22 protein-coding genes are annotated in these 25,024 nt (G+C 66.5%); 7 read left to right on the top strand and 15 right to left on the bottom strand.

Going from position 1 to position 25,024, the window contains the following annotated elements:
• Nucleotides 1-70: 70 nt before the first annotated feature.
• A complete protein-coding gene (gene msrA / locus ACVRRC_RS05340) occupies nt 71-718 on the top strand; it encodes a peptide-methionine (S)-S-oxide reductase MsrA (protein ID WP_218650948.1) in 648 nt (215 codons plus the stop codon).
• A 407-nt stretch (nt 719-1,125) separates the two neighbouring features.
• Here the strand turns inward: msrA and ACVRRC_RS05335 are convergent, their stop codons facing one another.
• The 9 genes from ACVRRC_RS05335 to bioB form a co-directional block, all read right to left on the bottom strand.
• Nucleotides 1,126-2,904: an acyl-CoA dehydrogenase C-terminal domain-containing protein gene (locus tag ACVRRC_RS05335; protein WP_472996704.1), complete on the bottom strand. Its 1,779-nt coding sequence runs from the start codon at nt 2,902-2,904 to the stop codon at nt 1,126-1,128.
• Between the two features lie 138 nt (nt 2,905-3,042).
• Nucleotides 3,043-4,332, bottom strand: a complete 1,290-nt coding sequence (locus ACVRRC_RS05330) for a GGDEF domain-containing protein (RefSeq protein WP_079328184.1) — start codon at nt 4,330-4,332, stop codon at nt 3,043-3,045.
• 156 nt (nt 4,333-4,488) lie between these two features.
• A complete protein-coding gene (locus ACVRRC_RS05325) occupies nt 4,489-6,294 on the bottom strand; it encodes a phenylacyl-CoA dehydrogenase (protein ID WP_020305770.1) in 1,806 nt (601 codons plus the stop codon).
• Nucleotides 6,295-6,661: 367 nt separating this feature from the next.
• Nucleotides 6,662-6,910 (bottom strand): hypothetical protein, encoded by a 249-nt coding sequence (locus ACVRRC_RS05320; RefSeq protein ID WP_017245459.1) that lies wholly within the window; start codon nt 6,908-6,910, stop codon nt 6,662-6,664.
• A 64-nt stretch (nt 6,911-6,974) separates the two neighbouring features.
• Nucleotides 6,975-7,682 (bottom strand): dethiobiotin synthase, encoded by a 708-nt coding sequence (gene bioD, locus ACVRRC_RS05315; RefSeq protein WP_079328182.1) that lies wholly within the window; start codon nt 7,680-7,682, stop codon nt 6,975-6,977.
• Between the two features lies 1 nt (nt 7,683).
• On the bottom strand, nt 7,684-8,481 hold the full coding sequence (gene bioC, locus ACVRRC_RS05310; protein ID WP_045159790.1) for a malonyl-ACP O-methyltransferase BioC: 798 nt from the start codon (nt 8,479-8,481) through the stop codon (nt 7,684-7,686).
• Nucleotides 8,474-9,199 (bottom strand): alpha/beta fold hydrolase, encoded by a 726-nt coding sequence (locus tag ACVRRC_RS05305; protein ID WP_013984239.1) that lies wholly within the window; start codon nt 9,197-9,199, stop codon nt 8,474-8,476. Before ACVRRC_RS05305 ends, bioC begins: the two co-directional genes overlap by 8 nt.
• The gene (gene bioF / locus ACVRRC_RS05300) at nt 9,192-10,370 is read right to left on the bottom strand and encodes an 8-amino-7-oxononanoate synthase (protein WP_053527019.1); all 1,179 of its coding nucleotides are present in this window, start codon (nt 10,368-10,370) and stop codon (nt 9,192-9,194) included. Before bioF ends, ACVRRC_RS05305 begins: the two co-directional genes overlap by 8 nt.
• Before the next feature lie 106 nt (nt 10,371-10,476).
• Complete coding sequence (gene bioB / locus ACVRRC_RS05295; RefSeq protein ID WP_011914874.1) at nt 10,477-11,532, bottom strand: biotin synthase BioB; 1,056 nt, start codon at nt 11,530-11,532, stop codon at nt 10,477-10,479.
• A 93-nt stretch (nt 11,533-11,625) separates the two neighbouring features.
• Here bioB and ACVRRC_RS05290 point away from each other — a divergent pair, with 93 nt between their 5' ends.
• Nucleotides 11,626-12,330 (top strand): phosphoribosyltransferase family protein, encoded by a 705-nt coding sequence (locus ACVRRC_RS05290; RefSeq protein WP_472996703.1) that lies wholly within the window; start codon nt 11,626-11,628, stop codon nt 12,328-12,330.
• Nucleotides 12,331-12,384: 54 nt separating this feature from the next.
• Nucleotides 12,385-13,359, top strand: coding sequence for a serine/threonine protein kinase (locus ACVRRC_RS05285; protein ID WP_013984243.1), 975 nt, complete (start codon nt 12,385-12,387; stop codon nt 13,357-13,359).
• Nucleotides 13,360-13,427: 68 nt separating this feature from the next.
• Here the strand turns inward: ACVRRC_RS05285 and ACVRRC_RS05280 are convergent, their stop codons facing one another.
• Entirely contained in the window at nt 13,428-14,267 is an 840-nt protein-coding gene (locus ACVRRC_RS05280; protein WP_011914877.1) for a 23S rRNA (adenine(2030)-N(6))-methyltransferase RlmJ, read from the bottom strand.
• Nucleotides 14,268-14,401: 134 nt separating this feature from the next.
• Here ACVRRC_RS05280 and ACVRRC_RS05275 point away from each other — a divergent pair, with 134 nt between their 5' ends.
• Nucleotides 14,402-15,445: an NAD(P)H-dependent flavin oxidoreductase gene (locus ACVRRC_RS05275; protein WP_472996702.1), complete on the top strand. Its 1,044-nt coding sequence runs from the start codon at nt 14,402-14,404 to the stop codon at nt 15,443-15,445.
• An 82-nt stretch (nt 15,446-15,527) separates the two neighbouring features.
• On the top strand, nt 15,528-16,061 hold the full coding sequence (locus ACVRRC_RS05270) for a sterol desaturase family protein (RefSeq protein ID WP_011914879.1): 534 nt from the start codon (nt 15,528-15,530) through the stop codon (nt 16,059-16,061).
• On the opposite strand, the gene ACVRRC_RS05265 is transcribed toward ACVRRC_RS05270, so the two are convergent.
• From ACVRRC_RS05265 to fni, 5 genes are read right to left on the bottom strand one after another with little or no spacing between them, the layout of a single operon-like run.
• Entirely contained in the window at nt 16,021-16,947 is a 927-nt protein-coding gene (locus tag ACVRRC_RS05265) for a phytoene/squalene synthase family protein (RefSeq protein WP_472996701.1), read from the bottom strand. The two genes, ACVRRC_RS05270 and ACVRRC_RS05265, sit on opposite strands and share 41 nt — an antisense overlap.
• Nucleotides 16,944-18,461 (bottom strand): phytoene desaturase, encoded by a 1,518-nt coding sequence (locus ACVRRC_RS05260; protein ID WP_045159796.1) that lies wholly within the window; start codon nt 18,459-18,461, stop codon nt 16,944-16,946. The genes ACVRRC_RS05265 and ACVRRC_RS05260 overlap by 4 nt, the downstream gene beginning before the upstream one ends.
• Entirely contained in the window at nt 18,458-19,624 is a 1,167-nt protein-coding gene (gene crtY, locus ACVRRC_RS05255; protein WP_045159797.1) for a lycopene beta-cyclase CrtY, read from the bottom strand. The genes ACVRRC_RS05260 and crtY overlap by 4 nt, the downstream gene beginning before the upstream one ends.
• Entirely contained in the window at nt 19,614-20,900 is a 1,287-nt protein-coding gene (locus ACVRRC_RS05250; protein WP_472996700.1) for a glycosyltransferase, read from the bottom strand. Before ACVRRC_RS05250 ends, crtY begins: the two co-directional genes overlap by 11 nt.
• Before the next feature lie 19 nt (nt 20,901-20,919).
• The gene (gene fni, locus ACVRRC_RS05245; RefSeq protein WP_472996699.1) at nt 20,920-21,960 is read right to left on the bottom strand and encodes a type 2 isopentenyl-diphosphate Delta-isomerase; all 1,041 of its coding nucleotides are present in this window, start codon (nt 21,958-21,960) and stop codon (nt 20,920-20,922) included.
• 158 nt (nt 21,961-22,118) lie between these two features.
• Between fni and ACVRRC_RS05240 the strand changes: the two genes are divergently transcribed.
• Together ACVRRC_RS05240 and ACVRRC_RS05235 are read left to right on the top strand one after the other, a co-directional pair.
• On the top strand, nt 22,119-23,009 hold the full coding sequence (locus ACVRRC_RS05240; RefSeq protein ID WP_079329392.1) for a polyprenyl synthetase family protein: 891 nt from the start codon (nt 22,119-22,121) through the stop codon (nt 23,007-23,009).
• Nucleotides 23,010-23,111: 102 nt separating this feature from the next.
• Entirely contained in the window at nt 23,112-24,914 is a 1,803-nt protein-coding gene (locus ACVRRC_RS05235) for an acyl-CoA dehydrogenase (protein WP_472996698.1), read from the top strand.
• Nucleotides 24,915-25,024: the final 110 nt, after the last annotated feature.

The following is a 25,024-nucleotide window of genomic DNA, read 5'->3' as shown; positions in this document are numbered from 1 at the left end:
GTGCGCTTTCGCTGCCGGCCTGCCTTTTTGTAGCCTAGGGCTCAGCTACCGTCCCCCGATCGAGGCCCGCATGTCGCTACGCTCGCAGATACTGGTCAACAAACAAGCACTGCCCACGGCAGAACAGGCGCTGCCCGGCCGCTCGACGGCGATGCCGGTCCCGCCGGCGCACCACGTGAACGGCAATCCGCTGCAGCCACCATTCCCGGCCGGCCTGCAACAGGCGGTCTTCGGCATGGGCTGTTTCTGGGGCGCGGAACGTCGCTTCTGGGAACAACCCGGAGTATGGACGACTGCGGTGGGCTACGCCGGAGGGATTACGCCGAACCCGACCTACGACGAAGTGTGCTCCGGACTCACCGGTCACACCGAAGCGGTGCTGGTGGTGTTCGACCCCAAGGTGATCGATTACGAAACCTTGCTGCGCATCTTCTGGGAGGCACACAACCCGACCCAGGGCATGCGTCAGGGCAACGATGTGGGCAGTCAGTACCGGTCGGCGATCTACTGCATGGACGCGCAGCAGCGCAGCGCGGCCGAAGCCAGTCGGGAGCGCTTTCAGCAGCGCCTGAGCCAGGCGGGCTTTGCGCAGATCACTACCGAGATTGCCGCCGCCCCGCCTTTCTACTATGCGGAGGCGTACCACCAGCAGTATCTGGCGAAGAATCCAGGAGGTTATTGCGGACTCGGCGGGACCGGCGTCTGCATGCCGGATTGATGCGGTGCAGTCGAGTTAATGCTGCCCTTCGCCAGGCGTCCCTGCTGCTTGGCAAACGGCGGACTGGGCAGAAAAGAAAAACCCCGCCGAAGCGGGGCTCTGCAGACTGAATCCTGACATCCTTGATCGCGCGCCGTCCTGGCACCGCTCCCTGTGTGGTCCGTGTTGTTTGATCGCGCTTCCTGCGCCACATTCCTGATGCGGAAGATTACTGCCAGGCCTTGTGAGCCAGTAGTAGCCATTTTACATCACGCTTTGTAAGCCTTTTCCTACACCGCGTCATCCATGATGCAGGGCTGTAAGTCCAGGCTTACATTGCGCGAGTTTTATGACCTGAGGCCCGGCTTAATCGTTCCGCGTCATGGCCAAATAATTTCATATTGCCTTTAGATTAAGCCGGCTCGACCTCAAAACTGCGCGGCATCCAGCAGGTAGAGCGACTCGCTGCCGGCCTTGACTGACGCCGTAAGCGAGTGGATGCGCGGCAACAGCCGGGCAAAGTAGAAACGCGCCGTGCCCAGCTTGCTCTGATAGAAATCGCCCTCGCCCTGCTTCGCCAGTGCCACCGCTGCCATGCGCGCCCACATGTAGGCGTACGCGGTGTAGCCGAACACGTGCAGGTACTCGACCGAAGCGGCGCCGATCTCGTTCGGATTGGCCTTGGCCTGATCGATCACCCAGGCGGTCAGCTCGTCCAGATTGTCCAGCGCAGCCTTGAGGGGCTCGGTGAACTCGCTCAGGTCCGCACCGGCACTGGCGACGAATGCGCGGATCTCATCGACGAACGCCTGATACATGGTGCCGCCGCTGCCGACAATCTTGCGTCCGACCAGGTCCAGCGCCTGGATGCCGTTGGTGCCTTCGTAGATCTGGGTAATACGGCAATCGCGCACCAGTTGCTCTTGGCCCCATTCGCGAATGAAGCCGTGGCCGCCGAACACCTGCTGACCGTGCACAGTGGTTTCCAATCCCATGTCGGTGAGGAAGGCCTTGGCCACCGGCGTCAGCAGCGCAACCTGCGCCTCGGCCCGCTGCCGTGCCGCTTCGTCGTCGCTGAACTTGGCGATATCGAGCTGCAGCGCGACGTAGCTGGAAAACGCACGCCCACCTTCGTTCAGAGCCTTCATGGTCAGCAGCATGCGCCGTACATCGGGATGCACGATGATGGGATCGGCGGCCTTGTCCTGCGCCACCGGGCCAGTCGGGGCACGGCCCTGGATGCGCTCGCGAGCGTAGTCGATGGCGCTCTGGTAGGAACGCTCGCCAGTGGCCAAGCCCTGGATACCGACGCCCAGACGTTCGTAGTTCATCATGGTGAACATCGCCGCCAGACCCTTGTTGGGTTCGCCAACCATCCAGCCGGTGGCACCATCGAAGTTCATCACGCAGGTGGCGGAGGCCTGGATGCCCATCTTGTGTTCGATCGAACCGCAGGACAGCGAGTTGCGCTCGCCGAGCGAGCCGTCGTCATTGACCAGAACCTTCGGCACCAGGAACAGGGAGATGCCGCGCGAACCGGCCGGCGCATCCGGCAGCTTGGCCAGTACCAGATGAATGATGTTGTCGGTCAGGTCGTGCTCGCCGCCCGTGATGAAGATCTTGGTACCACTGACCTTGTAGGAGCCATCGGCCTGCGGCTCGGCCTTGGTGCGGATGATGCCGAGGTCGGTACCGGCATGCGGTTCGGTCAGGCACATGGAACCGGACCAGACGCCGGCGTACATGTTCGGCAGGTACTTCTGCTTAAGCTCTTCGCTGGCATGGGCGTAGATCGACAAGCAGGCGCCAGACGTCAGCATCGGATACAGACCGAACGCCAGGCTGGCGGAGTTCATCATTTCCTCCACCTGCGCCGAGATGACCTTGGGCATGCCCATGCCACCGAATGCCGGATCACCACCGACACCCACCCAGCCGCCTTCGGCATACAGCTGATAGGCCTCGCGGTAGCCGGTCGGCGTCGACACTGCACCGGCATCCCAGCGGCAGCCCTCTTCGTCACCACTGCGATTGAGCGGGGCGATGCTGTTGGCGGTGATCTTGCCGGCCTCTTCGAGGATCGCGTCGGCGGTTTCCGCGTCGACCACCTCGGCCAGGGCTGGCAGCGCCTGCCAGAGCTTCGGCGCATCGAAGACTTCATTCAGGACAAAACGCATGTCGCGCAGCGGCGCTTGGTAGTCAGCCATGGCAAGGTTCCTCGCAAGACACTGGGTTGCAGCCACTGTGGGCCGTTTCCAGCGAGTCTAACCGAACAACCAGGACAGGATTAAGCGTCTTTTTATGACCAGATAGTTTTGTGCGGTCATAAGCGAACCGCTACAGCCCTAACGCGAATGGCCGGCCATACGCACTGCACCGCGCCCGCTGCCATGCACCCGAACGCAATTGCGTCCGGCCTTCTTGGCGCCATACAGCGCCTGATCGGCCGCCTTGATGACTTCCTCCGGGCTGCGTTGGTCGCCCTGCCGCTCGGCCACCCCGATACTGATGGTCACCGACACCTGCGCTGCCGATGAATGACCACGCGCCATACGTCCCTGGCGGTCATCCTTGGGTCGCGTGCTGGCGTCACGCAGTTGCAGGGCGTACCCCTCAATCGCTTGGCGGACAGCCTCCAGGTGCGGCAGACACTGCTCGACGTTACGCCCCGGAAACACCAGAGTGAACTCCTCGCCACCGTAGCGATAGGCGCGCCCGCCACCACCGACCTTGCGTAGGCGGCTGGCCACCATTTTCAGCACCTGGTCGCCGACATCATGGCCATGGGTATCGTTGAAACTCTTGAAATGATCCACGTCCGCCATGGCCAGCACGTACTGCCGGCCGAGGCGCTGCAGTCGCTCGTTCAGCGCACGCCGCCCCGGCAGACCGGTCAGCTCGTCGCGAAAGGCCATGAGATAGGCTTCGTGAGCGATGGCCACGACCAGCATGAGCAACACGTGGCTGCTGAGGATGTTCAGTGCGGCGATGCGACTGAACGTCTGAGGCAGCATCAGCAGCAAGGCGATCAGCGCGACGATCTGCGCCGCATGTGAAGGCCTGGGCTGCCGCAGGTACTGCACCACCAGCATCGCCAGCGCAACGATGAAAGCGGGATAGGCCAGCTGGATGAGCGGCAGCCAATCGGCCTGCAGCGATGGCCAGCGGATCACCACCAGCCAGGCGTGCAGCGCCTCCGGAAATCGCTTCGCCAACGCGACCGCAACGACGCCCAGGGCAAACAGCACCGACGCCCGGGCCAGACCATCCTGTGCCAGGTGGCTGCGCTCTCGCCACAGGCCATACAAGCCATATAAAAGCGGTAGCAACAGACTGCACAGATGGAACGTCAGGGCCGCGTCGTCCAGCAATCTGCCATGGGCCCGGTAATAGTCGGCGTGAGTGTCGAGCAGGAAATAGACGATGTAGACGCACAGCAGCAGGAACAGCTCGCGAATGCGGCCGTACATCGCGCACAGCGCCCCACCGAGCAGCAACAGTACCGTCGGCAGCACGTTGTACAGCGAAGTGAAGAACTCGTTCAGCACGACCTGGCGTGCGATCGCCTCGCCGCCAAGCAACAATGCCAGCGGTGCAAGGAAGTGGCTGAAGCGAGGCGAATAGGGGCGCGACACGAGAATACCGGCGCAGCGAGAAAAGCTGGCATTTTGCCTTAACGGTTACGGATGTGCAGCCAAAAGGTCGAAAAGCACAGTTGTCTTGCAGACCGGCCGAAATCGGCGCAAAAAAAAGCCGCTGCAGATGCAGCGGCCTTCTTCAGCAGCAACCGATCAGTAGCCGAGGGCGAAATCTTCCTCGGCCATCTCCATCAGGTTGTCGGCGCCGGACAGCATGGCGTCCACATGGGTACGGGTACGCGGCAGGATGCGCGCGAAATAGAAGCGGGCAGTCTGCAGCTTGGCCTTGTAGAAGCCCTCTTCCTCGGTGCCGGCCGCCAGCTTCTCGGCTGCGACGCGCGCCATGTCGGCCCAGAAGTAGGCCAGGCATGCATAGCCGGAGTACATCAGATAGTCGACCGATGCGGCACCGACTTCCTCGCGGTTCTTCATGGCGGCCATACCGACCTTCATGGTCAGCTCGCCCCATTCCTTGTTCAGCTTGGCCAGCGGCTCGACGAATTCCTTGACGGTATCGTTGCCTTCGTTGGCCTGGCAGAACTTGTGCACGATCTTGGTGAAGCCCTTGAGCGCCTCGCCCTGAGTCATCAGCACCTTGCGGCCGAGCAGGTCGAGCGCCTGGATGCCGGTGGTGCCTTCGTACAGACAGGAGATGCGGCTGTCGCGCACGTTCTGCTCCATGCCCCACTCGGCGATGAAGCCGTGGCCACCGTAGATCTGCACGCCGTGGTTGGCCGCTTCGAAGCCGACTTCGGTCATGAACGCCTTGGCGATCGGGGTGAGGAAGGCCAGCATGGCGTCAGCCGCCTTGCGCTGCTCCTCGTCCTGGCTGCGCTGCATCACGTCGACCTGCTTGGCGGCGAAGTAGAGCATGGCGCGGTTGCCTTCGGCGAAGGCCTTCATGGTCAGCAGCATGCGGCGCACGTCCGGATGCACGATGATCGGGTCGGCGGCCTTTTCCGGAGCCTTGGGGCCGGTCAGCGAACGCATCTGCAGGCGCTCGCGGGCGTACTTGATGCCGCCCTGGAAGGCCACTTCGGCGTGGGCCAGGCCCTGCAGTGCGGTGCCCAGGCGCGCGGTGTTCATGAAGGTGAACATGCAGTTCAGCCCCTTGTTCGGCGGGCCGATCAGGAAGCCAGTGGCGCCGTCGAAGTTCATCACGCAGGTGGCGTTGCCGTGGATACCCATCTTGTGCTCGATGGAGCCGCAGGACACGCCGTTGCGCTCGCCCGCCTCGCCTTCGGCATTCGGCAGGAACTTCGGCACGATGAACAGGGAGATGCCCTTGGTACCGGCAGGGGCGTCGGGCAGGCGAGCCAGTACGATGTGGACGATGTTCTCGGCCATGTCGTGCTCGCCAGCGGAGATGAAGATCTTGGTGCCGGTGACCTTGTAGCTGCCGTCGGCCTGCGGTTCGGCCTTGGTGCGCAGCATGCCCAGGTCGGTACCACAGTGCGGCTCGGTCAGGCACATGGTGCCGGTCCACTGGCCGGAAACCAGCTTGGTCAGGTAGGTCTGCTGCTGCTCGGGAGTGCCGTGGGCATGCAGGGTGTTCATGGCGCCGTGGGACAGGCCGGGGTACATGCCCCAGGACCAGTTGGCTTCACCGATCATTTCACTCATGGCCATGCCGAGAGACTCCGGCAGGCCCTGGCCGCCGTGCTCGACGTCGTGGGCCAGGCTCGGCCAGCCGCCTTCGACGAACTGCTGATAGGCCTCCTTGAAGCCGGTCGGCGTCTTCACGCCGGACTCGCTCCAGGTACAGCCCTCGGTATCACCGACGCGGTTCAGCGGTGCCAGCACCTGCTCACAGAACTTCGCGCCTTCATCGAGAATGGCATTGACCATGTCCGGGGTGGCGTCTTCACATCCCGGGAGGCTCTGATAGTGCGCCTCGTAGCCGAGCAGCTCGTCACGTACGAAGCGGATATCGCGCAAGGGGGCCTTGTAATCGGGCATAGCGTAAACCTCAGCGGTGAGTTCTTGTTGCAGCTGACCGGCAAGTCCGGCCATTCGAATTCGATTCCGACCGTCGGACGATACGCCCGATGGGTCAAACAGGCGTTTGAAACATACGTTTCGACCTGAGCGATGTCAAGCAGGGGAAGGGTCGCCGTCGATCGGCTGAATCGGCCAGATTACGGGCACGGTCGCACCGGCCTCGACGCCAGGCAAGGCAGATGGGTCTACCGGAAATGCATTGTTGCAATCACTTGTCGGGGTGGCGTAAGCGATGGCGAGCCAGACAACGAGCGTGGAAACAGCCGAACAGGCGCCTGGCAGAGCGGCGCGCTCGCAGCAAGAGAAAGGGGAGCGGGAAGCTCGATCAGGCCTGAGTGTCGATCAGCGTACCGAGCACTTCGTCGGCGCTCTGGATCATGCGGGCGCCGAGCTTGGCAGTGTGCTCGCCGACCTTCAGCTGGATCAGCTCTTCGGTGAGCTCGGCGACCGCCTGGGAATTGCCCAGCGCGGGCGCACTGGCGGAGGCGATGCTGGATGCGGCCTGCTCGACGCGCTGCTGACCGTTCTGGAAGGCGCTCAGCCCGGCGCCCATGAGGCTGTTGGTGATCTGCATGGTTCGCTCCACGCGCTATCAGGTTGCCAGCATTCAAGCAGATGCCGGTTGCGCCGGCAAGGCGCTAGTTCGTGGAACCTCGACCGCTCGGCAGTTGCAGGGCGCCGAGCGACAGATGGCGGGCGACCTGCTGCGCATCTGGCTGGTCCAGACGCGGCACACGGCCAAGACAGGGCGCTGGCAGCAGCTCGGCCAGCGTCGCCAGATTCTCCTCCAGGCGCGAGGTTGCCGGGTCGACGATGTTGGCCACCCAGCCGGCCAGTGCCAGCCCATCCCGGGCAATCGCCTCGGCACTGAGCACCGCGTGATTGATGCACCCCAGCCGCACGCCGACGACCAGGATCACCGGCAAGCCCAGCGCCTGCACGACCGCCGAAAGACTTTCCTGCGCGTTGAGCGGCACGCGCCAGCCGCCTGCACCTTCCACCAGGGTGAAATCGGCCTGCCGCGCCAAAACCGGCCGTATCACTTGAACCAGACGCTCGGCGCTCAGCTCGACACCGGCTTCGCGAGCGGCGATATGCGGCGCGATCGCTGGCGCGAAGGCGAACGGGTTGACCGTGGCGTAATCCAGCGCTGGACTGCACTCGGCTTGCAGCGCCAATGCGTCGCTGTTGCGCAGGCCGGCGTCGGTCAGTTCACAGCCGGAGGCGACCGGCTTGATCGCCGCGGTGGACATCCCCTGCGCGCGGGCGGCATGCAGCAGGCCGGCGGCGATGGTGGTCTTGCCGACATCGGTATCGGTACCGGCGACGAAGAAGGCCAGACTCATTTCACGATTCCTTGCGCAGCAGGCCATAGACGACCTGATAGGTGGCTGGCAGCCCCTCGGCCTGGCGGTAGCGCTCGTAGGCACTGACCAACGCGCGGATGCGTGCACGGCCGGTGAGGCCGCCCGGACGACCGGGATTGAGGTTGTGCGCGCCCAGCGCCTTGAGTTCGTGGGTCAGCTGCCGCAGATCGGCAAAATGCAGCACCTCGGGGCGAACCTCGAGGCCGAGCATTTGCAGACCGCTGTCCCGGCAGAGTCGCTGGTAGGTGTCCAGGGTGCGAAAACGGTTGACGTGGGTGAAACCGTCCACCGCCTGCCAGCTGTCACGCAGCTCTTGCAGGGTGCCCACACAGAGGCTGCTGAAGGCAAAGGTGCCGCCCCGGCGAAGCACCCGTCGCGCCTCGCCGAGCACGCTGGCGAAATCTTCGCACCACTGCAGGGCCAGGCTGGAAAAGATCAGGTCCAGGCCAGCATCGCGTAGCGGCAGGCGTTCGGCGTCGCCAGCCACGAAATACCGCGCGCCTCCCTGCGGCCGAGCATGGCGCAGCATTCCTTCGGCGATATCCAGTGCGACACCCTCGGCGTGCACGAAGCGGCTTCCCAGCACGCGAGAGAAATAGCCGGTGCCGCTACCCAGATCGAGCCAGCTGGCGACCTGCAGATCGGCGGGCAGCCGCGCCAGCAGCTGGTTGCCGACCTGCCGCTGCAGGGCCGCGACGCTGTCGTAGCTCGCCGCCGCGCGGGAAAAGGACGCGGCGACCTGGCGCTTGTCCGGCAACAGGGTGGTGCTGTCAGTCATCCTCGCCCTCACCCATGAAGGCCAGCATGGCCGTCGCCACGTCTTCCGCGCGTTCCAGCGGCAAACCATGGCTGGCATTGGCCAGCACATCGACCTCCACATCCGGCAGGCAGGCCAGCAACGCCTCGGCCGCGGCCGCCGGTACCAGCGCATCGCTGCCGGCGAACAGGTGCAGCTGCGGCCCGACATAGCGCTGCAGTGCCGCGCGCCCGTCCAGTTCGGCGAGCAGGCGCAGACCCGCGGCCGACACCGCCTGCGGCTGATCCAGCAGGCTCACCTGCAATTGTCGGGCAAGGGTGCGTGGATCGTAGGCGCCGCGACTGCAGAGCAAACTGAAGCGCTTGAGCGTGTCGTCCGGGCCGAGGCGGAAGGCTTCCTCGAAGGCATCGAACACTTCCGCTTGCATGGCCGTCGGCCAGTCGTCGCGACTGCGAAAGCAGGGGTTGCTGCAGATGGTGATCAGGCCGGGGCAGCTGTCGCCGCGACGCGCGGCCAGTTGCGTGGCCAGCATGCCGCCCAGCGACCAGCCGGCCAACCAGCTGTCAGGCGGCACTCGCGCATCCAGTTCGTCAAGCCAGGCGCCGGATTGCGGTTGCGTTGGCAGCAACGCGATCTCGACCTGCAACCGCGGTTCACGCTCGCGCAGCAGTTCGGCCAGGGGTTCCAGCGCCGCCGGGCCGAACGCCCAGCCGGGTAGAAGAATCAGTCGATCACGCATCGTCGCACTCCTCGGGCAACAGGGCCCAGCACTCGGCCAGCGCCTCCAGCAGGCGCTCGAGCTGCGCATCGCTGTGGCTCGCGGTGAGGGTAATCCGCAGCCGCGCGCTACCGGCCGGAACGGTCGGTGGACGTATGGCGCCGACCAGGATGCCGCGCTCGCGCAGCAAGGCCGACAACCTCAGCGCCCGCGCACTGCTGCCCACCAGCACCGGCTGGATCGGCGTCGGGCTGGCCATCAGCGTCAGGCCGATCTGCGCCGCGCCGGCCCGAAAGCGCGCGACCAGTCGGTTCAGCTGGTCTCTGCGCCAGCCCTCGCTGCGCAGCAGCTCCAGGCTTTTCAGTGTGGCACAGGCCACCGCTGGCGGCTGGCTGGTGGTGTAGATGTAGGGACGGGCGAACTGGATCAGCGTTTCGATCAGCTCCTCGCTGCCGGCGACGAAGGCGCCCGCGGTACCGAAGGCCTTGCCGAGGGTGCCGACCAACACCGGCACCTCGTCGATCCCGAGACCGAAATGCTCGGCGATGCCGCCGCCGGTGGCGCCCAGCGGGCCGAAGCCGTGGGCATCGTCGACCATCATCCAGGCGCCATGTCGCTTCGCCTCGGCGCAGAGCGCCGGCAGGTCGGCGAGGTCGCCGTCCATGCTGAACACGCCATCGGTGACCACCAGGGTGTTGCCGCTGGCCTTTTCCAGCCGCTTGGCGAGGCTGCTCGCGTCGTTATGCAGATAACGCGAGAAGCGCGCGCCGCTGAGCAGCCCGGCATCGAGCAGCGAGGCGTGGTTGAGCCGATCCTCCAGCACCGTGTCGCCCTGCCCGACCAGCGCGGTTACCGCGGCCAGGTTGGCCATGTAGCCGGTGGAGAACAGCAGCGCACGCGGCCGGCCGGTGAACTCGGCGAGCGCCTCCTCCAGCCGGTGATGCGGCGTGCTGTGACCGATCACCAGATGCGAGGCACCGCCGCCCACGCCCCAGGTCGCGGCGCCCTGCTGCAGCGCCGCGATCACCTCGGGATGGTTGGCCAGGCCCAGGTAGTCGTTGGAGCTGAACGCCAGCAGGCGTTCACCGTCGACCGTCACCTCAGGCCCTTGCGGACTCTGCAGCAGCGGACGCCGGCGGTAGAGGTGCTCGGCACGACGGGCGGCGAGGCGGGAAGCGAGATCGAATGTCATGGCAGGAACCGGAGACGGTGAACAACCGCAAGCGGGCCGTCACTGCGAAGAAACCAGAGCAGGCACCGGGAGGACGAACGCGACGCTCATCCCCCCGGCGAGAAGATCAGACCGCGGCGTTGTAGAACAGCTTGCTGTCGCGCTGCTCGATCAGCGCCTGCTCGATGGCTGCCTGGTGCACCTCGTCGGCGTGCTCCTGACGTTCTTCCGGCTTGATGCCCAGACGCGCGAACAGCTGCATGTCCTTGTCCGCCTGCGGGTTGGCGGTGGTCAGCAGCTTCTCGCCGTAGAAGATCGAATTGGCGCCAGCGAAGAACGCCAGGGCCTGCATCTGCTCGTTCATCTGTTCACGCCCGGCCGACAGACGCACATGGGATTTCGGCATCATGATCCGCGCCACGGCGAGCATGCGGATGAAGTCGAACGGATCGACGTCCTGTTCCTCGGCCAGCGGCGTGCCCTTGACCTTGACCAGCATGTTGATCGGCACCGACTCCGGGTGCTCCGGCAGGTTCGCCAGCTGGATCAGCAGGCCGGCGCGATCGTCCAGCGACTCACCCATGCCGAGGATGCCGCCCGAGCAGATCTTCATCCCCGCCTCGCGCACGTAGCTCAGCGTCTCCAGACGCTCGGCGTAGGTGCGGGTGGTGATGATGTTGCCGTAGAACTCCGGCGAGGTATCCAGGTTGTGGTTGTAGTAGTCCAGGCCCGCAGCGGCCAGGGCGCGGGTCTGCTCCTGATCCAGCTTGCCGAGAGTCATGCAGGTTTCCAGGCCCATGGCCTTGACGCCCTCGACCATCTTCAGCACGTAGGGCATGTCCTTGGCTGACGGATGCTTCCAGGCCGCGCCCATGCAGAAGCGCGTCGAGCCGATGGCCTTGGCCTCGGCTGCGGCCTCCAGCACCTTCTGTACTTCCATCAGTTTCTCTTTATCGAGACCGGTGTTGTAGTGACCGGACTGCGGGCAGTACTTGCAGTCTTCCGGGCAGGCACCGGTCTTGATCGAGAGCAGCGTGGAAACCTGAACACGATTGGGGTCGAAGTGCTGGCGATGCACGGTCTGCGCCTGGAACAGCAGGTCGTTGAAGGGTTGCTCGAAGAGCGCCTTGACCTCGGCGAGAGACCAGTCGTGGCGGGTAACGGAAGCGGAGGTGGCGCTCATGGGCATTCCTTGTAATTAATAGCGGCGCGGCGGCCGGACACGGATGCGGAATGGTTAGCCAAGCCCGATACGCTGTCAACCAGGAACGGAATCATGGTTTACAACTGGTCAATTATTGAACACCACTGCCTGCTCTGCGACGAGCGCTGCGAGGGTCAGCCACTGTGCAGCCCCTGCGAGGCGGATCTGCCGTGGCTCGACGGTCAGTGCACGGTCTGCGCGGTCCCGCTGCCCAGCCGCGGGCTGGTCTGTGGCGAATGCCTGAAGCGACCGCCCAGCTACGATCACGTCGAAGTGCCCTGGCGCTTCGCCTTCCCGGTGGATGCGCTGATCACCCGCTTCAAGCACCAGGCGCGCTGGCCCTATGGCCGGCTGCTCGGCGAACGCCTGGCACATCATCTGGAGCACGCCTTCGCCGATGGGCTGCCGCGGCCGGACCTGCTGCTGCCGGTGCCATTGGCCCGTCGTCGCTTGCGCCAGCGCGGTTTCAACCAGGCGCAGATGCTCGCCGACTGGCTGAGCCGCCCACTGGGCATCGCCACCGACGCCCGCGTGCTCGAACGTGTGCTCGACACCCCGGCTCAGCAGCAGCTGGACGCCGCCACCCGCCGCCGCAACCTGCGTCAGGCCTTCGCCATCGCAACCGGTGCCGACGTCAAGGGCCGGCATCTGGCGCTGGTCGACGATGTGCTGACCACCGGCGCCACCGCTGAAGCCCTTGCGCGCCTGCTCAAGCGCGCCGGCGCCGAACGGGTCGATGTCTATTGCCTGGCCCGCACCCCGAAACCAGGCGAATGAAGCCGCCGACCGATGGAGGGCGTACACTGGACGACCTAGTCAGCGGAGCCGGTCATGTCCCATCCCTTCGACACACTCACGCCGGACCTGGTCCTCGACGCCGTGGAAAGCATCGGCTACCTCAGCGATGCCCGCGTGCTGGCGCTCAACAGCTACGAGAACCGCGTCTATCAGGTGGGCATCGAAGACGAAACGCCGCTGATCGCCAAGTTCTATCGTCCCGGCCGCTGGAGCGACGCGGCGATCCTCGAGGAGCACCAGTTCAGTCTGGAACTGGCCGAGCACGAGGTGCCGGTGGTGGCACCGCTCGAGCGCGACGGCAGCACGTTGTTCGAGCACGCCGGCTTTCGCTTCGCCCTCTTCCCGCGCCGCGGCGGCCGCGCACCGGAGCCCGGCAATCTCGACCAGCTCTATCGCCTAGGCCAGCTGCTGGGCCGCATGCATGCGGTAGGCGCCAACCGCCCGTTCGAGCATCGCGAAACCCTGGGCGTGCAGAACTTCGGCCATGATTCGCTGAGCACGTTGCTGGAAGGCGACTTCGTGCCGCGGAGCCTGCTGCCGGCGTACGAGTCGGTGGCGCGGGACCTGCTCAAGCGGGTCGAGGATGTCTTCGCCAGCACCAACTTCACCCCGATCCGCCTGCATGGCGATTGTCACCCGGGCAATATCCTCGCCCGCGACGACGCCTTCTATCTGGTCGACCTGGATGACTGCCGCATGGGCCCGGCAGTACAGGATCTGTGGATGATGCTCGCCGGCGAGCGACACGAGCGGCTCGGCCAGCTGGCCGAACTGGTGGACGGCTACAACGAATTCCACGATTTCGCCCCGCGCGAGCTGCCGCTGATCGAGGCCCTGCGCGCGCTGCGGCTGATGCACTACAGCGCCTGGCTGGCACGACGCTGGGACGACCCGGCCTTCCCCATGAGCTTTCCCTGGTTCGGCAGCGAGCGCTACTGGGGCGACCAGGTGCTGATCCTGCGCGAGCAGATGTCGGCGTTGCAGGAAGAGCCGCTCAGGCTGTTCTAGTGGCGAGCCGGTTTTGGCCGGCTGAAGCCCACCGAGCCGGCCAATGCCTACACGGGCGAAGGCCCTCTTCAGGCCTCTTCGATCAGCCAGTCCAGCCGCCAGCCACCCTGGCTCTGCGCCAACTGCTCGGCCAACCAGGGCAACAGCTCTCGCAGTTCATCCTCCAGCCCCCACGGCGGGTTGACGATGGCCAGACCCGAGCCGGCCAGGCGGCTGGCGTCGTCGGCGGGGTGGACGAACAGTTCGGCACGCAGTAGTTTCGGTGCGCCGCTGCGGGCGAGGTCCTGATAGAAGCGTTTGAGCTGGCGCTCATCCTTGATCGGATACCAGATCACGCCAATGGTCTGGCGCATGCGGCCGAGCGCTTCCTTGAGTGCCGTGACGCATCGGCTCAGTTCGTCGGCCTGTTCGAATGGCGGGTCAATCAGCAGCACCACGCGCTTCTCGCGGGTCGGCATCAGCGCCCGCGGCACATGCCAGCCCTCGCCCCGGTGCACCGCCACGCGGCGGTCGCCGGACATGTTGTCCTTGAGCAGGGCGCCATCCTCGGGATGCTTCTCGTTGAGCTGCAGCCGATCCTGCTCGCGGGTCAGCTGCCGCGCCAGTTCCGGCGAGCCCGGGTAGTAGCGCAGCGCGCCGTCCGGGTTGAGCGAGCGGATCACGCCGAGGTAGTCGTCTAGCAGCGCCGGGCGGGTTTCGGCCTGCCAGATGCGGGCGATGCCCTGCAGCCACTCGCCGGTACGGCTGGCCTGGTCGCCGGCCAGGTCGTAGAGGCCGACGCCGGCGTGGCTGTCGAGGTAGGCGAACGGGGCCTCCTTGCGCGACAGCAGGGCGAAGATCCGGCTCAACACCAGGTGTTTGAGCACATCGGCGTGGTTGCCGGCATGGAAGGCGTGGCGGTAGTTCATCTGATCCTCCTGGAGAGCGGCGCAGTTTACCTGTCGGCCCTGCCCAACGCAGGCCCGGCATGACCGGCGTCGTTTTCCCCAATCACCGACACGGGCTACAGTGGCGCCCCACGACGACTGAACGGAGCTGCCCCATGGACCTGCGCGATCTCTTCGGCATCGAGCACCCGATCATCCAGGCACCCATGGCCGGTGCGCAGAATCACCTGCTCGCCGCGGCGGTGTGCGAGGCCGGCGGGCTGGGTTCGATCCCGGCCGGCATGCTCGATGCGGCAGCGCTGGACGCCGAGCTGACCGCCATCGAGGCGCTGACCGACCGACCCTACAACGTCAATTTCTTCTGTCACCAGACGCCAGCAGCCGACCCGACGGCCTTCGACGCCTGGCACCGGATGCTCGCACCGTTGTTCGCCGAATTCGACGTCGACCCAGCCGACATTCCGGCCGGCGCCACCCGCCAGCCGTTCGACGTGGCAATGGCCGCGGTGCTGGAGCGGCACAGGCCCGCACTGGTCAGCTTCCACTTCGGCCTGCCTAGCCCCGACCTGTTGCAGCGCGCCCGCGCCACCGGGGCGAAGATCGCCTCCAGCGCGACAACGGTCGGCGAAGGCCTCTGGTTGCAGCAGCGAGGCGTCGACCTGGTGATCGCCCAGGGCCTGGAGGCCGGCGGCCACCGCGGCATCTTCCTCAGCGAGGACCTGACCACCCAACTCGGCACCTTCGCCCTGCTGCCGCAACTGGTCGCCGCGCTGGACGTACCGGTGGTCGCCGCCGGCGGCATCGCCGATGCCCAGGGCGTGACGGCAGCGCAGGCCCTGGGCGCCGCTGGTGTGCAACTGGGCACCGCCTACCTGCTGTGCCCGGAGAGCCGCACCAATGGGCTGCATCGCGCCGCGCTGAAGAGCCCGCAGGCAGTGCATACCGCGCTGACCACCCTGTTCAGCGGGCGCCCGGCACGCGGCATCGTCAACCGCATCATGCGCGAGCTGGGTCCGCTGCCCGAAGGGGTTCCGCCCTTCCCGCTGGCCGGCAACGCCATCGGCGCGCTGCGCGCCCAGACCGAGAAGCAGGGCCTGGATCACTGCACGCCGCTGTGGGCCGGGCAAAATGTCAGCGGCTGCCGGGAGATCCCGGCCGGCCACCTGACCCGTGAACTTGCCGGCGGCTGGCGGGCCTGAGTCATTACGCATTCCGTCGCGGCGAGCCCTGAGCCGCCGCGACGGGGCGTAGAATCGACCGCACGTCACACGGAATCCCGTCATGAGTCCACTGACCAATACGCTCGTCTTCCTGGCCACCCTGGCCGGCATGGAAGTCTTCGCCTGGTGGGCACACAAGTACGTGATGCACGGCTGGGGCTGGGGCTGGCACAAGTCGCACCACGAGCCGCGCAACGGCTGGTTCGAGAAGAACGACCTCTATGCGGTGGTGTTCGCTGGCGTGGCGATCCTGCTGATCGCCCTGGGCACGGCCGGTTATCACCCGCTGGAATGGATCGGCGCCGGGATGACGGCCTACGGTTTTCTCTATTTCGTCGCTCATGACGGGCTGGTCCATCACCGCTGGCCGCTGCGCTACGTGCCGCGCAACGGCTATCTCAAGCGGCTGTATCAGGCGCACCGTCTGCACCATGCGGTCGAAGGCAAGGAGCGCTGCGTATCCTTCGGCTTTCTCTACGCGCCGCCGCTGGCGGTGCTCAAGCGCCAGCTGCGCGAGCTGCACGACGGACCGCTGCGCAAGCACCAGGGTGCATCTAGCGAGGACGTCTCCAGAGACCGTCAGGACGCGGCCTGACCTGCATCCGCCGCGAGGCCAGCGCCAGCACGCCGCCCCCCAGCAGGAACTGCAGCTTCTGCCCTTTGCTGGTCGACACCCGCGCATCCCAGGCCGCCGCGCCGCGCGCTTTCACCTCGACGCCGATCTGCCGGTAAACGCCATGAGCCGTGGCAATCGACCAGGCCGAGCGTAGCGGCAGGTCGCGCAGGCCCTGAGACGCAGAGCGATAGTAGGGCTCGGCCAGATCCACCAGTCGCGCCGCCAGCGTCGCCAACGCGGCACGATGCTCAGGCAGCGCGACCTCGTCCTCCGGAATACCCACCTCCGCCAGCCACTCGGCCGGCAGGTAGACGCGCCCGATCTGCGCATCCTCGACGATATCGCGGGCAATGTTGGTCAGCTGAAAGGCCAAGCCCAGATCACAGGCGCGATCCAGCGTCGGCTCCGCCTCGGCGCCCATCACCCGCGCCATCATCAGGCCCACCACGCCGGCAACGCGGTAGCAGTACAGCAAGGTGTCGTCGAGGGTCTGGTAGCGGTAGCCCTGCACATCCATGCGAAAACCCGCCAGATGCTCCAGCGGATGGGCCTTGGGAATCCGGTGACGCTGGATCACCTGCTGGAAGGCGGCGAACGCCGGATCGACCATCGGCTCGCCGGCATAGGCGCGCTCGGTGAGATCGACCAGCTCGGCCAGCCGCGCCTCACCGCTGTTGCGATCGCCCTCGACCTGGCCATGCCCCAGCGTCTGGCCGTCGATCACATCGTCGCAATGACGGCACCAGGCGTAGAGCATCACCGCGCTCTGGCGGGTGCGCTCGTCGAACAGCTTTGCCGCGGCGGCGAAGCTCTTGGAGCCGACATTGATCGCCTGAGTGGAGTGATCGATGACCTGATCGTTCATCCGGCCTGCCCCTTCAGCATGAAGTCCTCCAGCATCAGCCCGGCGGTGGCCTTGGCCGAACCGACGACGCCCGGCACGCCGGCACCCGGGTGAGTGCCGGCGCCGACGATATAGAGGTTGGGAATCACGTCGTCGCGGTTGTGCGGGCGGAACCAGGCGCTCTGGGTGAGGATCGGCTCCAGCGAAAACGCCGAGCCCAGATGGGCGTTGAGCTCGTCGCGAAAATCCTGCGGCGTGAAGATCCGGTGGGTCACCAGATCGCCACGCAGCCCCGGCATGTAGTGCCGCTCCAGGTACTCGAAGATGCGGTCGCGGTACTTCGGCCCCTCCTCCGCCCAGTCGATATCCGCCGTGCCCAGGTGCGGCACCGGCGCCAGCACGTAATGGCTGGCGCAGCCTTCCGGCGCCAGCGAAGGATCGGTGACGCAGGGCGCGTGCAGGTAGAGGGAAAAGTCGTCGGCCAGCGTCTCGCGCTTGAAGATCTCGTCGATCAGCTCGCGATAACGCGGGCCGAAACACACCGTGTGATGTTGCAGGTGCTCATGACGGCGCTTGAGACCGAAATGGATGACGAACAGGGACATCGAAAAACGCTTGCCGGAGAGCCGTTTGGCCTCGTCGCGACCACGCTCCTCATGCCCGAGCAGCTGCTTGTAGGTGTTGACCACATCCGCGTTGGAAGCCACCGCATCGGTGTCGAAGCGGCGACCGTCACCGGTGATAACGGCCTTCGCGCGTCCAGCCTCCAGCTCGATCCGCGCGACCTCGGCGTTCAGCTCCAGCCTGCCGCCCAGATCCTCGAACAGCCGGACCATCCCCTGCACCAGCGCCCCGGTGCCGCCGCGGGGAAACCAGACACCGCCCTGGCGCTCCAGGGCATGGATCAGCGCGTAGATGGACGAGGTCTCGAACGGATTGCCGCCCACCAGCAGCGAGTGAAAGGACAGCGCCTGGCGCAGCCGGTCGTTCTCCACGAATTTGGCCACCATGCTGTACACGTTGCGCCAGGCCTGCAGCTTGGCCAGCTGCGGCGCGACGCCGATCATGCTGCGAAACGACAGGAAGGGCACGGTGCCGAGCTTGACGTAGCCCTCCTCATACACCGCCCGCGAATAGGCGAGAAAGCGCTGATAGCCGGCCACGTCGCGAGGGTTGAGCGCGTGGATCTGCCGGTCCAGCTGGGCCTGGTCGTTGACGTAGTCGAAGCTGTAGCCGTCCTCCCAGCACAGCCGGTAGAAGGGGCTGACCGGCAGCAGCTCGACATAGTCGGCCATGCGCTTGCCGGCGCCGCTGAAGAGTTCTTCCAACGCCGGCGGATCGGTGATCACCGTCGGCCCGGCGTCGAAGGTGAAGCCCCGGTCGTGGTAGACGTAGGCGCGGCCGCCCGGCTTGTCGCGCTTCTCCAGCAGCGTCGTCTGGACGCCGGCGCGCTGCAGGCGGATCGCCAACGCCAGCCCGCCGAAACCGGCACCGATCACCACCGCCCGCCTCACACCGCCTGTTGCCTGGTTCATCGTCTGTCCTTGTGCAGATTGCTGGCGGCCAGCGCCCGCAGCGCCTCGCCCACCGGCACGGGAGGTTTGCCCGAGACGATGCGCAAGCGGTCCCAGGCAGTCAGCTCGGCCGCGTAGAAGCGCTGGATCAGCGGTTCGCGCAGCCGGTAGAAACGCTGCATCACCGCCCAGCGGCGATCCGCCGGGCCGGCCATGAACAGCATGCGATTGAGCAGGCGGAAGAAGCCGCGCCGGCGCCACTGCAGCGTGGAATAGTCGCGAATCGCGGCGAACAGGCTGCCTGCATCCCAGCGATCGAGGGCGACCAGGTGGTCGGCCAGGCGCACCGCATCGGGCAGCGAATAGCCCGTGGTGGGGTGGAACAGCGCGGCCGACAGCCCGCTCTGCGGCACGCCACGCGCCTCGCCCCAGAACGCCGCGATATCGCCGGACAGCACGATGGGCAGCACGCCCTGCTCCTCGCGCAGCACCTCGCGGATCGCCCAGCCGCGGTCCTCGGCGTAGCGCTGAATATTGGCGCGCAGTGCCTCCGGCGCCACCGCGTCGCCGTCGGCGTAGTAGGTGTCTTCGATCAGCAGGCTGTCGACGCTGAGCGGCAGCACGTAGACGAAGCGATAGCCGTCTTTCTGGGCGACGCTGGCGTCCATGATGATCGGCACCTGCAGGCCATGGGGCTGCTGCAGACGCAGCTCCTGGCCGAGAAACTTCTGGAAGCCCAGCGCCAGCTGAGCGCTGCGCCGCACGCCGCGCCCGTCGATCACCGCCCCGGCCTCCAGGCTCTGCCCGCCGAGCAGCTGAACGCGTTGCGGCTCGACCGCGGACACCTCCACGCCCAGGCGAATCTGCCCGCCGAGCTCAGCCATCAGGTGCTGATGAAAGCGCGACGAGAAAATGCTCGCGTAGCCGCTGCCGAGCTGCCGTCGCAGGGCGGGAAAGATCACCTCGTAACCCGGCCAGCGCTGCTCCACCAACGGTGCCAGCCAGGCCTGCTGCGCCGGGGTCAAGTCGTGCTGGTGAAACGACCAGGTGTGGTTGCCGCCGAGGGTTTCGCCCTGCTCCAGGAGCAGCACGCGCAGCTCCGGCCGCTGCTGGCGCAAGCGCAGGGCCAGCAACCCGTTGGCCAGGCCACCGCCGACCAGGATCAGGTCTGCATCAGGCGTCATCGGCCACCTCCGACCGAGGCCGAACGCAGCCGAGCGCGCTTTCGATCAGCTCGGCGGCGCGGGCCGCACCACCGGCCTGGCGAACCTCTTCACCGAGCGCCGCGGCACGCTGGCGGAAGGCCGCTTCGTCGAGCAGCCGCCGCAGCGCATGGGCGATACGCGCCGGGCTGGCCAGCGCCGGAAGCAGGCGCAGCCCGACGCCGGCGTGCTCGATACGCGCGGCGACACCGGGTTGGTCGAAGGCGATCGGCAGCGCCAGCATCGGCACACCCGCCTCCAAGGCATCGAGCACGGTGTTCAGCCCGGCATGAGTCACCACGGCCGACGCCTGCGCCAGCACGGCCCGCTGCGGTGCGAAGTCGGTGACCCAGCATGCGCCTTCCTGCCGGAGCCTGGCGGCCGCTGCGGCATCCAGCCCACCGCAATGGGCGATCAACAGCTGCACATCGAGCCGCCGACAGGCGCGGGCGATATTGCGCAACAGGCCGTAGCGGTGGCCCTGCAGCGTGCCCAGCGAGGCGAAGACGAAAGGCCGTGCGCGGTCCAGCGGCCACTCCAGCCCGGCCGCCATCGGCAGCGGCTGGCGCAGCGGGCCGAGCGCATGGAAGTGTGGCGGCAGGGCCTGCCGCGGAAAGTCGAAACCGTTCACCGTCTGGCTGACCTGCAGCAGCGGCGACAGACAGTCGCTCAGGCTCGTGCGTCTGGCCAGGCCGAACGCCCGGCAATAGCGCTCGATCACTTCGCCGTGCGGCCGCATCAGCCGATCGTAGACGCCGCTGCTGTGCCGGTTGAGCTGCTCGCCCCAGTCCGTGGCCCGGTAGCGCCAGGGCATCACCGGCAGTGGCACCAGCGGCTCGCGGTTGAACGGCAGGGCGCAGGCGATGGAAACGAATGGCAGCCCGAGGTGCTCGGCCAGCAGCGCACCGGCCGGCTCCATCTGGTCGGCCAGCACCGCCTCCACTTCCAGCGCCCGCAACACGGCAGGCGCCTCGCGGCAGAACAGCTCGGTGCTCGCCGCCATGTCGGCGATCACCCGGCGAATGCCGAACGGTCCGGGACTGGCGGCACGACGCACCACAGCGGCCAGCGAGCCCGGCGGATGGGTGTCGGTACCGATGGCGGCGAAGCCCGCCGCGGGCAGGTCCAGCAGCGCGCCGACATCGGCCTGCTGGATAAAGGTCACACGGTGGCCATGTTGCTGCAGCTGCCAGGCGATCGCCTCGAACGCCCGCAGATGGCTGAGGAAGGGCGGCGCAATTGCCGCAAAATGTGTCATCGGAGCGCCGGGCCGGGCATCAGCAGGCGGACAGCTGCAGCAGCCGCGCCTGTCGCAACCCGGCGAGATCGGCCGAGCCGGTACAGAAACAGGCAATGCGCAACTGCTCGATCAGCACTTCGAAATGGCTGACCACCGCCTCGCTGCTGTGCATCGCCGCCTGCAACACGCCGGCCGCCTGCCCCACCAGATCGGCGCCCAGGCAGATCGCCTTGGCCGCCTCGACGCCATCGCGGATACCGCCGGAAGCGATCAACGGCGTGTTCGGGCAGGCCTCGCGCACCGCCAGCAGTGCCTGCGCCGTGGGTATGCCCCAGTCAGCGAAGGCCTCGGCAATGGCCTGCTGGCTGGCGTCTGCCGCCCGCGCGGCCTCTACCGCAGCCCAACTGGTGCCGCCGGCACCGGCCACATCGATGGCGGCCACCCCGGCATCGACCAGTCGCCGGGCCGCCGCCGCGGATATTCCCGCGCCGACTTCCTTGATCACCACCGGCACCGGCAGGCGCGCGGCCAGCGCCTCGATCGCCTGCAGCACGCCGCGCCAGTCCCGATCGCCACCGGTCTGCACGGCCTCCTGCAGCGGGTTGAGGTGCACGATCAGCGCGTCGCCTTCGATCATCTCCACCGCCCGCCGCGCCTCGTCCACGCCATAGCCCCGAACCAGCTGGGCGGCGCCGAAGTTGGCCAGCAGCAGGATGTCCGGTGCCAGCTGGCGCAACTGGCCGGTGAGGCCCTGATCGCCGGCGGTTTCCAGCGCTACCCGCTGCGAACCCACGGCCATCGCAATGCCCAGCTGCTGGGCGGCCTCGGCCAGATGCGCATTGATCGCCGCCGAGCGCGCCGCGCCACCGGTCATGGAGCTGATCAGCAGGGGCGCGCGCAGGCGCCGTCCGAACAGCGCCGTCTGCAGGTCGATCTGGTCCAGGTGCAACTCGGGCAGGGCGCAGTGCTCAAAGCGGAAGGCGCCGAAACCGGTCCCTGTCGCGGCGATGGCGCGGGTGGGGTCGAGGACGATGTCCAGATGATCGTTCTTGCGGCTGACCAGCGACTGCTTGCTCATGGAAATCGGCTCCCGGGAAGACTTCTTTGGACGTGAAGCCCTGAAAAAAGTGCTATACGACGGCACGACTTGTACAACTTTTTGTCAAACCGTCCAATAGTTGTACAACATTATCCGCAACCCTGGTGCTCGGACTGGGGCGCAGCGAGGGCAACGCCATGCAAACGCAGAACTCCAGTCTCCCGCTTCCGCAATGCGACAACCTGCTGCGTCTGCGCCGACAGGTCGACGAGCGACTGGCGCTGCGCCTGCCATTTCCGGAATCGGAGCTGGACACCGTCACCCAGGCCCTGCGCGAAGGCACCCTGGCGCCCGGCAAGCGGCTCAGGCCGTTGCTGCTTCTGCTGGCACTGGGCGATCTGGATGCCGATCCGGCGATCGGTCTGGATCCGGCCTGCGCGCTGGAGATGATCCATGCCGCCTCGCTGTTTCTCGACGACATGCCCTGCATGGACAACGCCAGCCTGCGCCGCGGCCAGCCGACCATCCACCTGCGCTTCGGCGAGGATGTCGCCGTGCTCGCCTCGGTGGCTCTGCTCAGCCATGCCTACGGCATCACTGCCATGGCGCCGAGCCTGAGCCCGCGCCAGCGCAACGATGCGGTCGCACTCTTGGCCAGGGCGGTGGGCGCGCAGGGGCTGGTCCGCGGCCAGTTCCGCGACCTGCACGGCACAGGGCAGGCGCAGCAGCTGGATGCGGTAATCGCCACCAATCAACTGAAGACCGGCTCGCTGTTCACCGCCGCACTGGAGCTGGCGGCCTTGCTGGTCGGTGCCGACCGCGTGCTGACCGCGCACCTGCGCGGTTTCGCCAGCGAGCTGGGCATGGCCTTTCAACTGCTCGACGACATCGCCGACGGCCTGAGCCCCGAGCAGACCGGCAAGGACTGCCAGCAGGATCGGGCCAAGGCCACGGTGGTGTCGCTGCTCGGTCCCCAGGCCGCGCGCCAGCAACTGGCAACCCATCGCGAAGGGGCACTGATGCACCTAGAAGCGGCCGGGCTGGCCGAGGGCGAACTCGCCTCGCTGATGCGTCAGCTGCTCGACTAGGAGGAGGTCGGCCGTGTTGACGCTCCATCAGTGCAATGGATGGAGCTAGGCAATGGAAAACGGGCGTCCTTAGACTCGGGCCGATAGAAATGGAGGTTGACCATGACCGAGACCCTGCTCTGCCCGCGCAACCTGGCCTTCGAACTCTACGAGGTGCTGGACGCCGAGGCCCTGACGCGCCGCGAGCGCTTCGCCGATCACAGCCGCGAAACCTTCGATGCCGCCATCGGCACCGCCCGCAGCATCGCCGAGAAATATTTCGCGCCGCACAACCGCAAGTCCGACGAGCACGAGCCGGTCTACCAGAACGGCGAGGCGGTGCTGATCCCGGAAGTCAAACCGGCGGTCGACGCCTTTATCGAGGCGGGTTTCCACAATGCCCAGCGCAGCTTCGACGACGGCGGCATGCAGCTGCCCAACCTGCTGTCGCGTGCCTGCTTCGCCCACTTCCAGTCGGCCAACATCGCCACCAGCTCCTACCCGATGCTGAGCATGGGCGCCTCGCACCTGATCGAGACCTTCGGCTCCGAGGAGCAGAAGCGGCGCTTCCTGCAACCGATGCTCGAGGGCCGTTTCTTCGGCACCATGGCGCTTACCGAGCCGCATGCCGGCTCCTCGCTATCGGACATCCGCACCCGCGCCGAACCGGCCGGCGACGGTAGCTACCGGCTCAAGGGCAACAAGATCTTCATCTCCGGCGGCGACCACCCGCTGTCGGAAAACATCGTGCACATGGTGCTGGCTAAGCTGCCGGACGCACCGCCCGGGGTTAAGGGCATCAGCCTGTTCATCGTGCCGAAGTTCCTGGTCAACGACGACGGCTCGCTGGGCGAACGCAACGACGTGCTGCTGGCCGGCCTGTTCCACAAGATGGGTTGGCGCGGCACCACCAGCACCGCGTTGAACTTCGGCGACAACGGCAACTGCGTCGGCTATCTGGTGGGCGAGCCGCACAAGGGCCTGGCCTACATGTTCCAGATGATGAACGAGGCGCGCATCGGCGTCGGCATGGGCGCGATCATGCTCGGCTACGCCGGCTACCTCTACTCGCTGAACTACGCCCGCGAGCGTCCGCAGGGCCGCCTGCCGGACGGCAAGGACCCGGCGTCGACTCAGGTACCGATCATCGAGCACACCGACGTCAAGCGCATGCTGCTGACGCAGAAGGCCTACGTCGAGGGCGCCTTCGACCTCGGCCTGTATTCCGCGCGGCTGGTGGACGACGAGCACACTGCGGAAAGCGAGGAGGCGCGGCGCAGTGCGGCGGAATTGCTCGACCTGCTCACCCCCATCGTCAAGTCCTGGCCATCGGAGTTCTGCCTGAAGGCCAACGAACTGGCGATCCAGATCCTCGGCGGCCACGGCTACACCCGCGAGTACCCGGTGGAGCAGTACTACCGCGACAACCGCCTCAACCCGATCCATGAAGGCACTCACGGTATCCAGTCGCTGGACCTGCTCGGCCGCAAGCTGATGCAGAACAAGGGCGCCGGCCTGCGCCAGCTGTTCGGGCTGATCCAGGACTGCTGCCAGCGCGCCGCCGAATACGACTCGCTCGGTGCCTTGCGCCAGCCACTGGAACAGCACGTCGCCCGGCTGACCAGCGTGACCCAGGCGCTTCTGGGCGACCTGATGGCAGGGAAGGTCAACCAGGCGCTGGCCAACTCGGCGCTGTATCTGAAGGTGTTCGGCCACGCAGTGATCGGCTGGCGCTGGCTGGAACAGGCACTGCGTGCCGAGCGCGGGTTGGCCGAGGGCAATCCGGCAGATGCCGACTTCTACCGCGGCAAGCTGCAGGCGGCGCGCTATTTCCTGACCTGGGAAGTGCCGGCCTGCGCCCACGAGCTGGCGCTTCTGGAAGCCCGCGACGACACCTGCCTGGGCATGCAGGACGCCTGGTTCTAGCCCACTGGAGATATTGTTACAACGCCCCGCCGATGCGGGGCGTTTTTTTGACAGCCCGTCAAATCATCAGGTTAGAATCGCTGGCATATCCCGTGCATGGGCGCGAGGCG

The organism is Stutzerimonas sp. LR2 (genome assembly GCF_055755175.1).
Note: the sequence above shows the minus strand (reverse complement) of the source record. Positions and strands in the feature narration are given on the sequence as shown.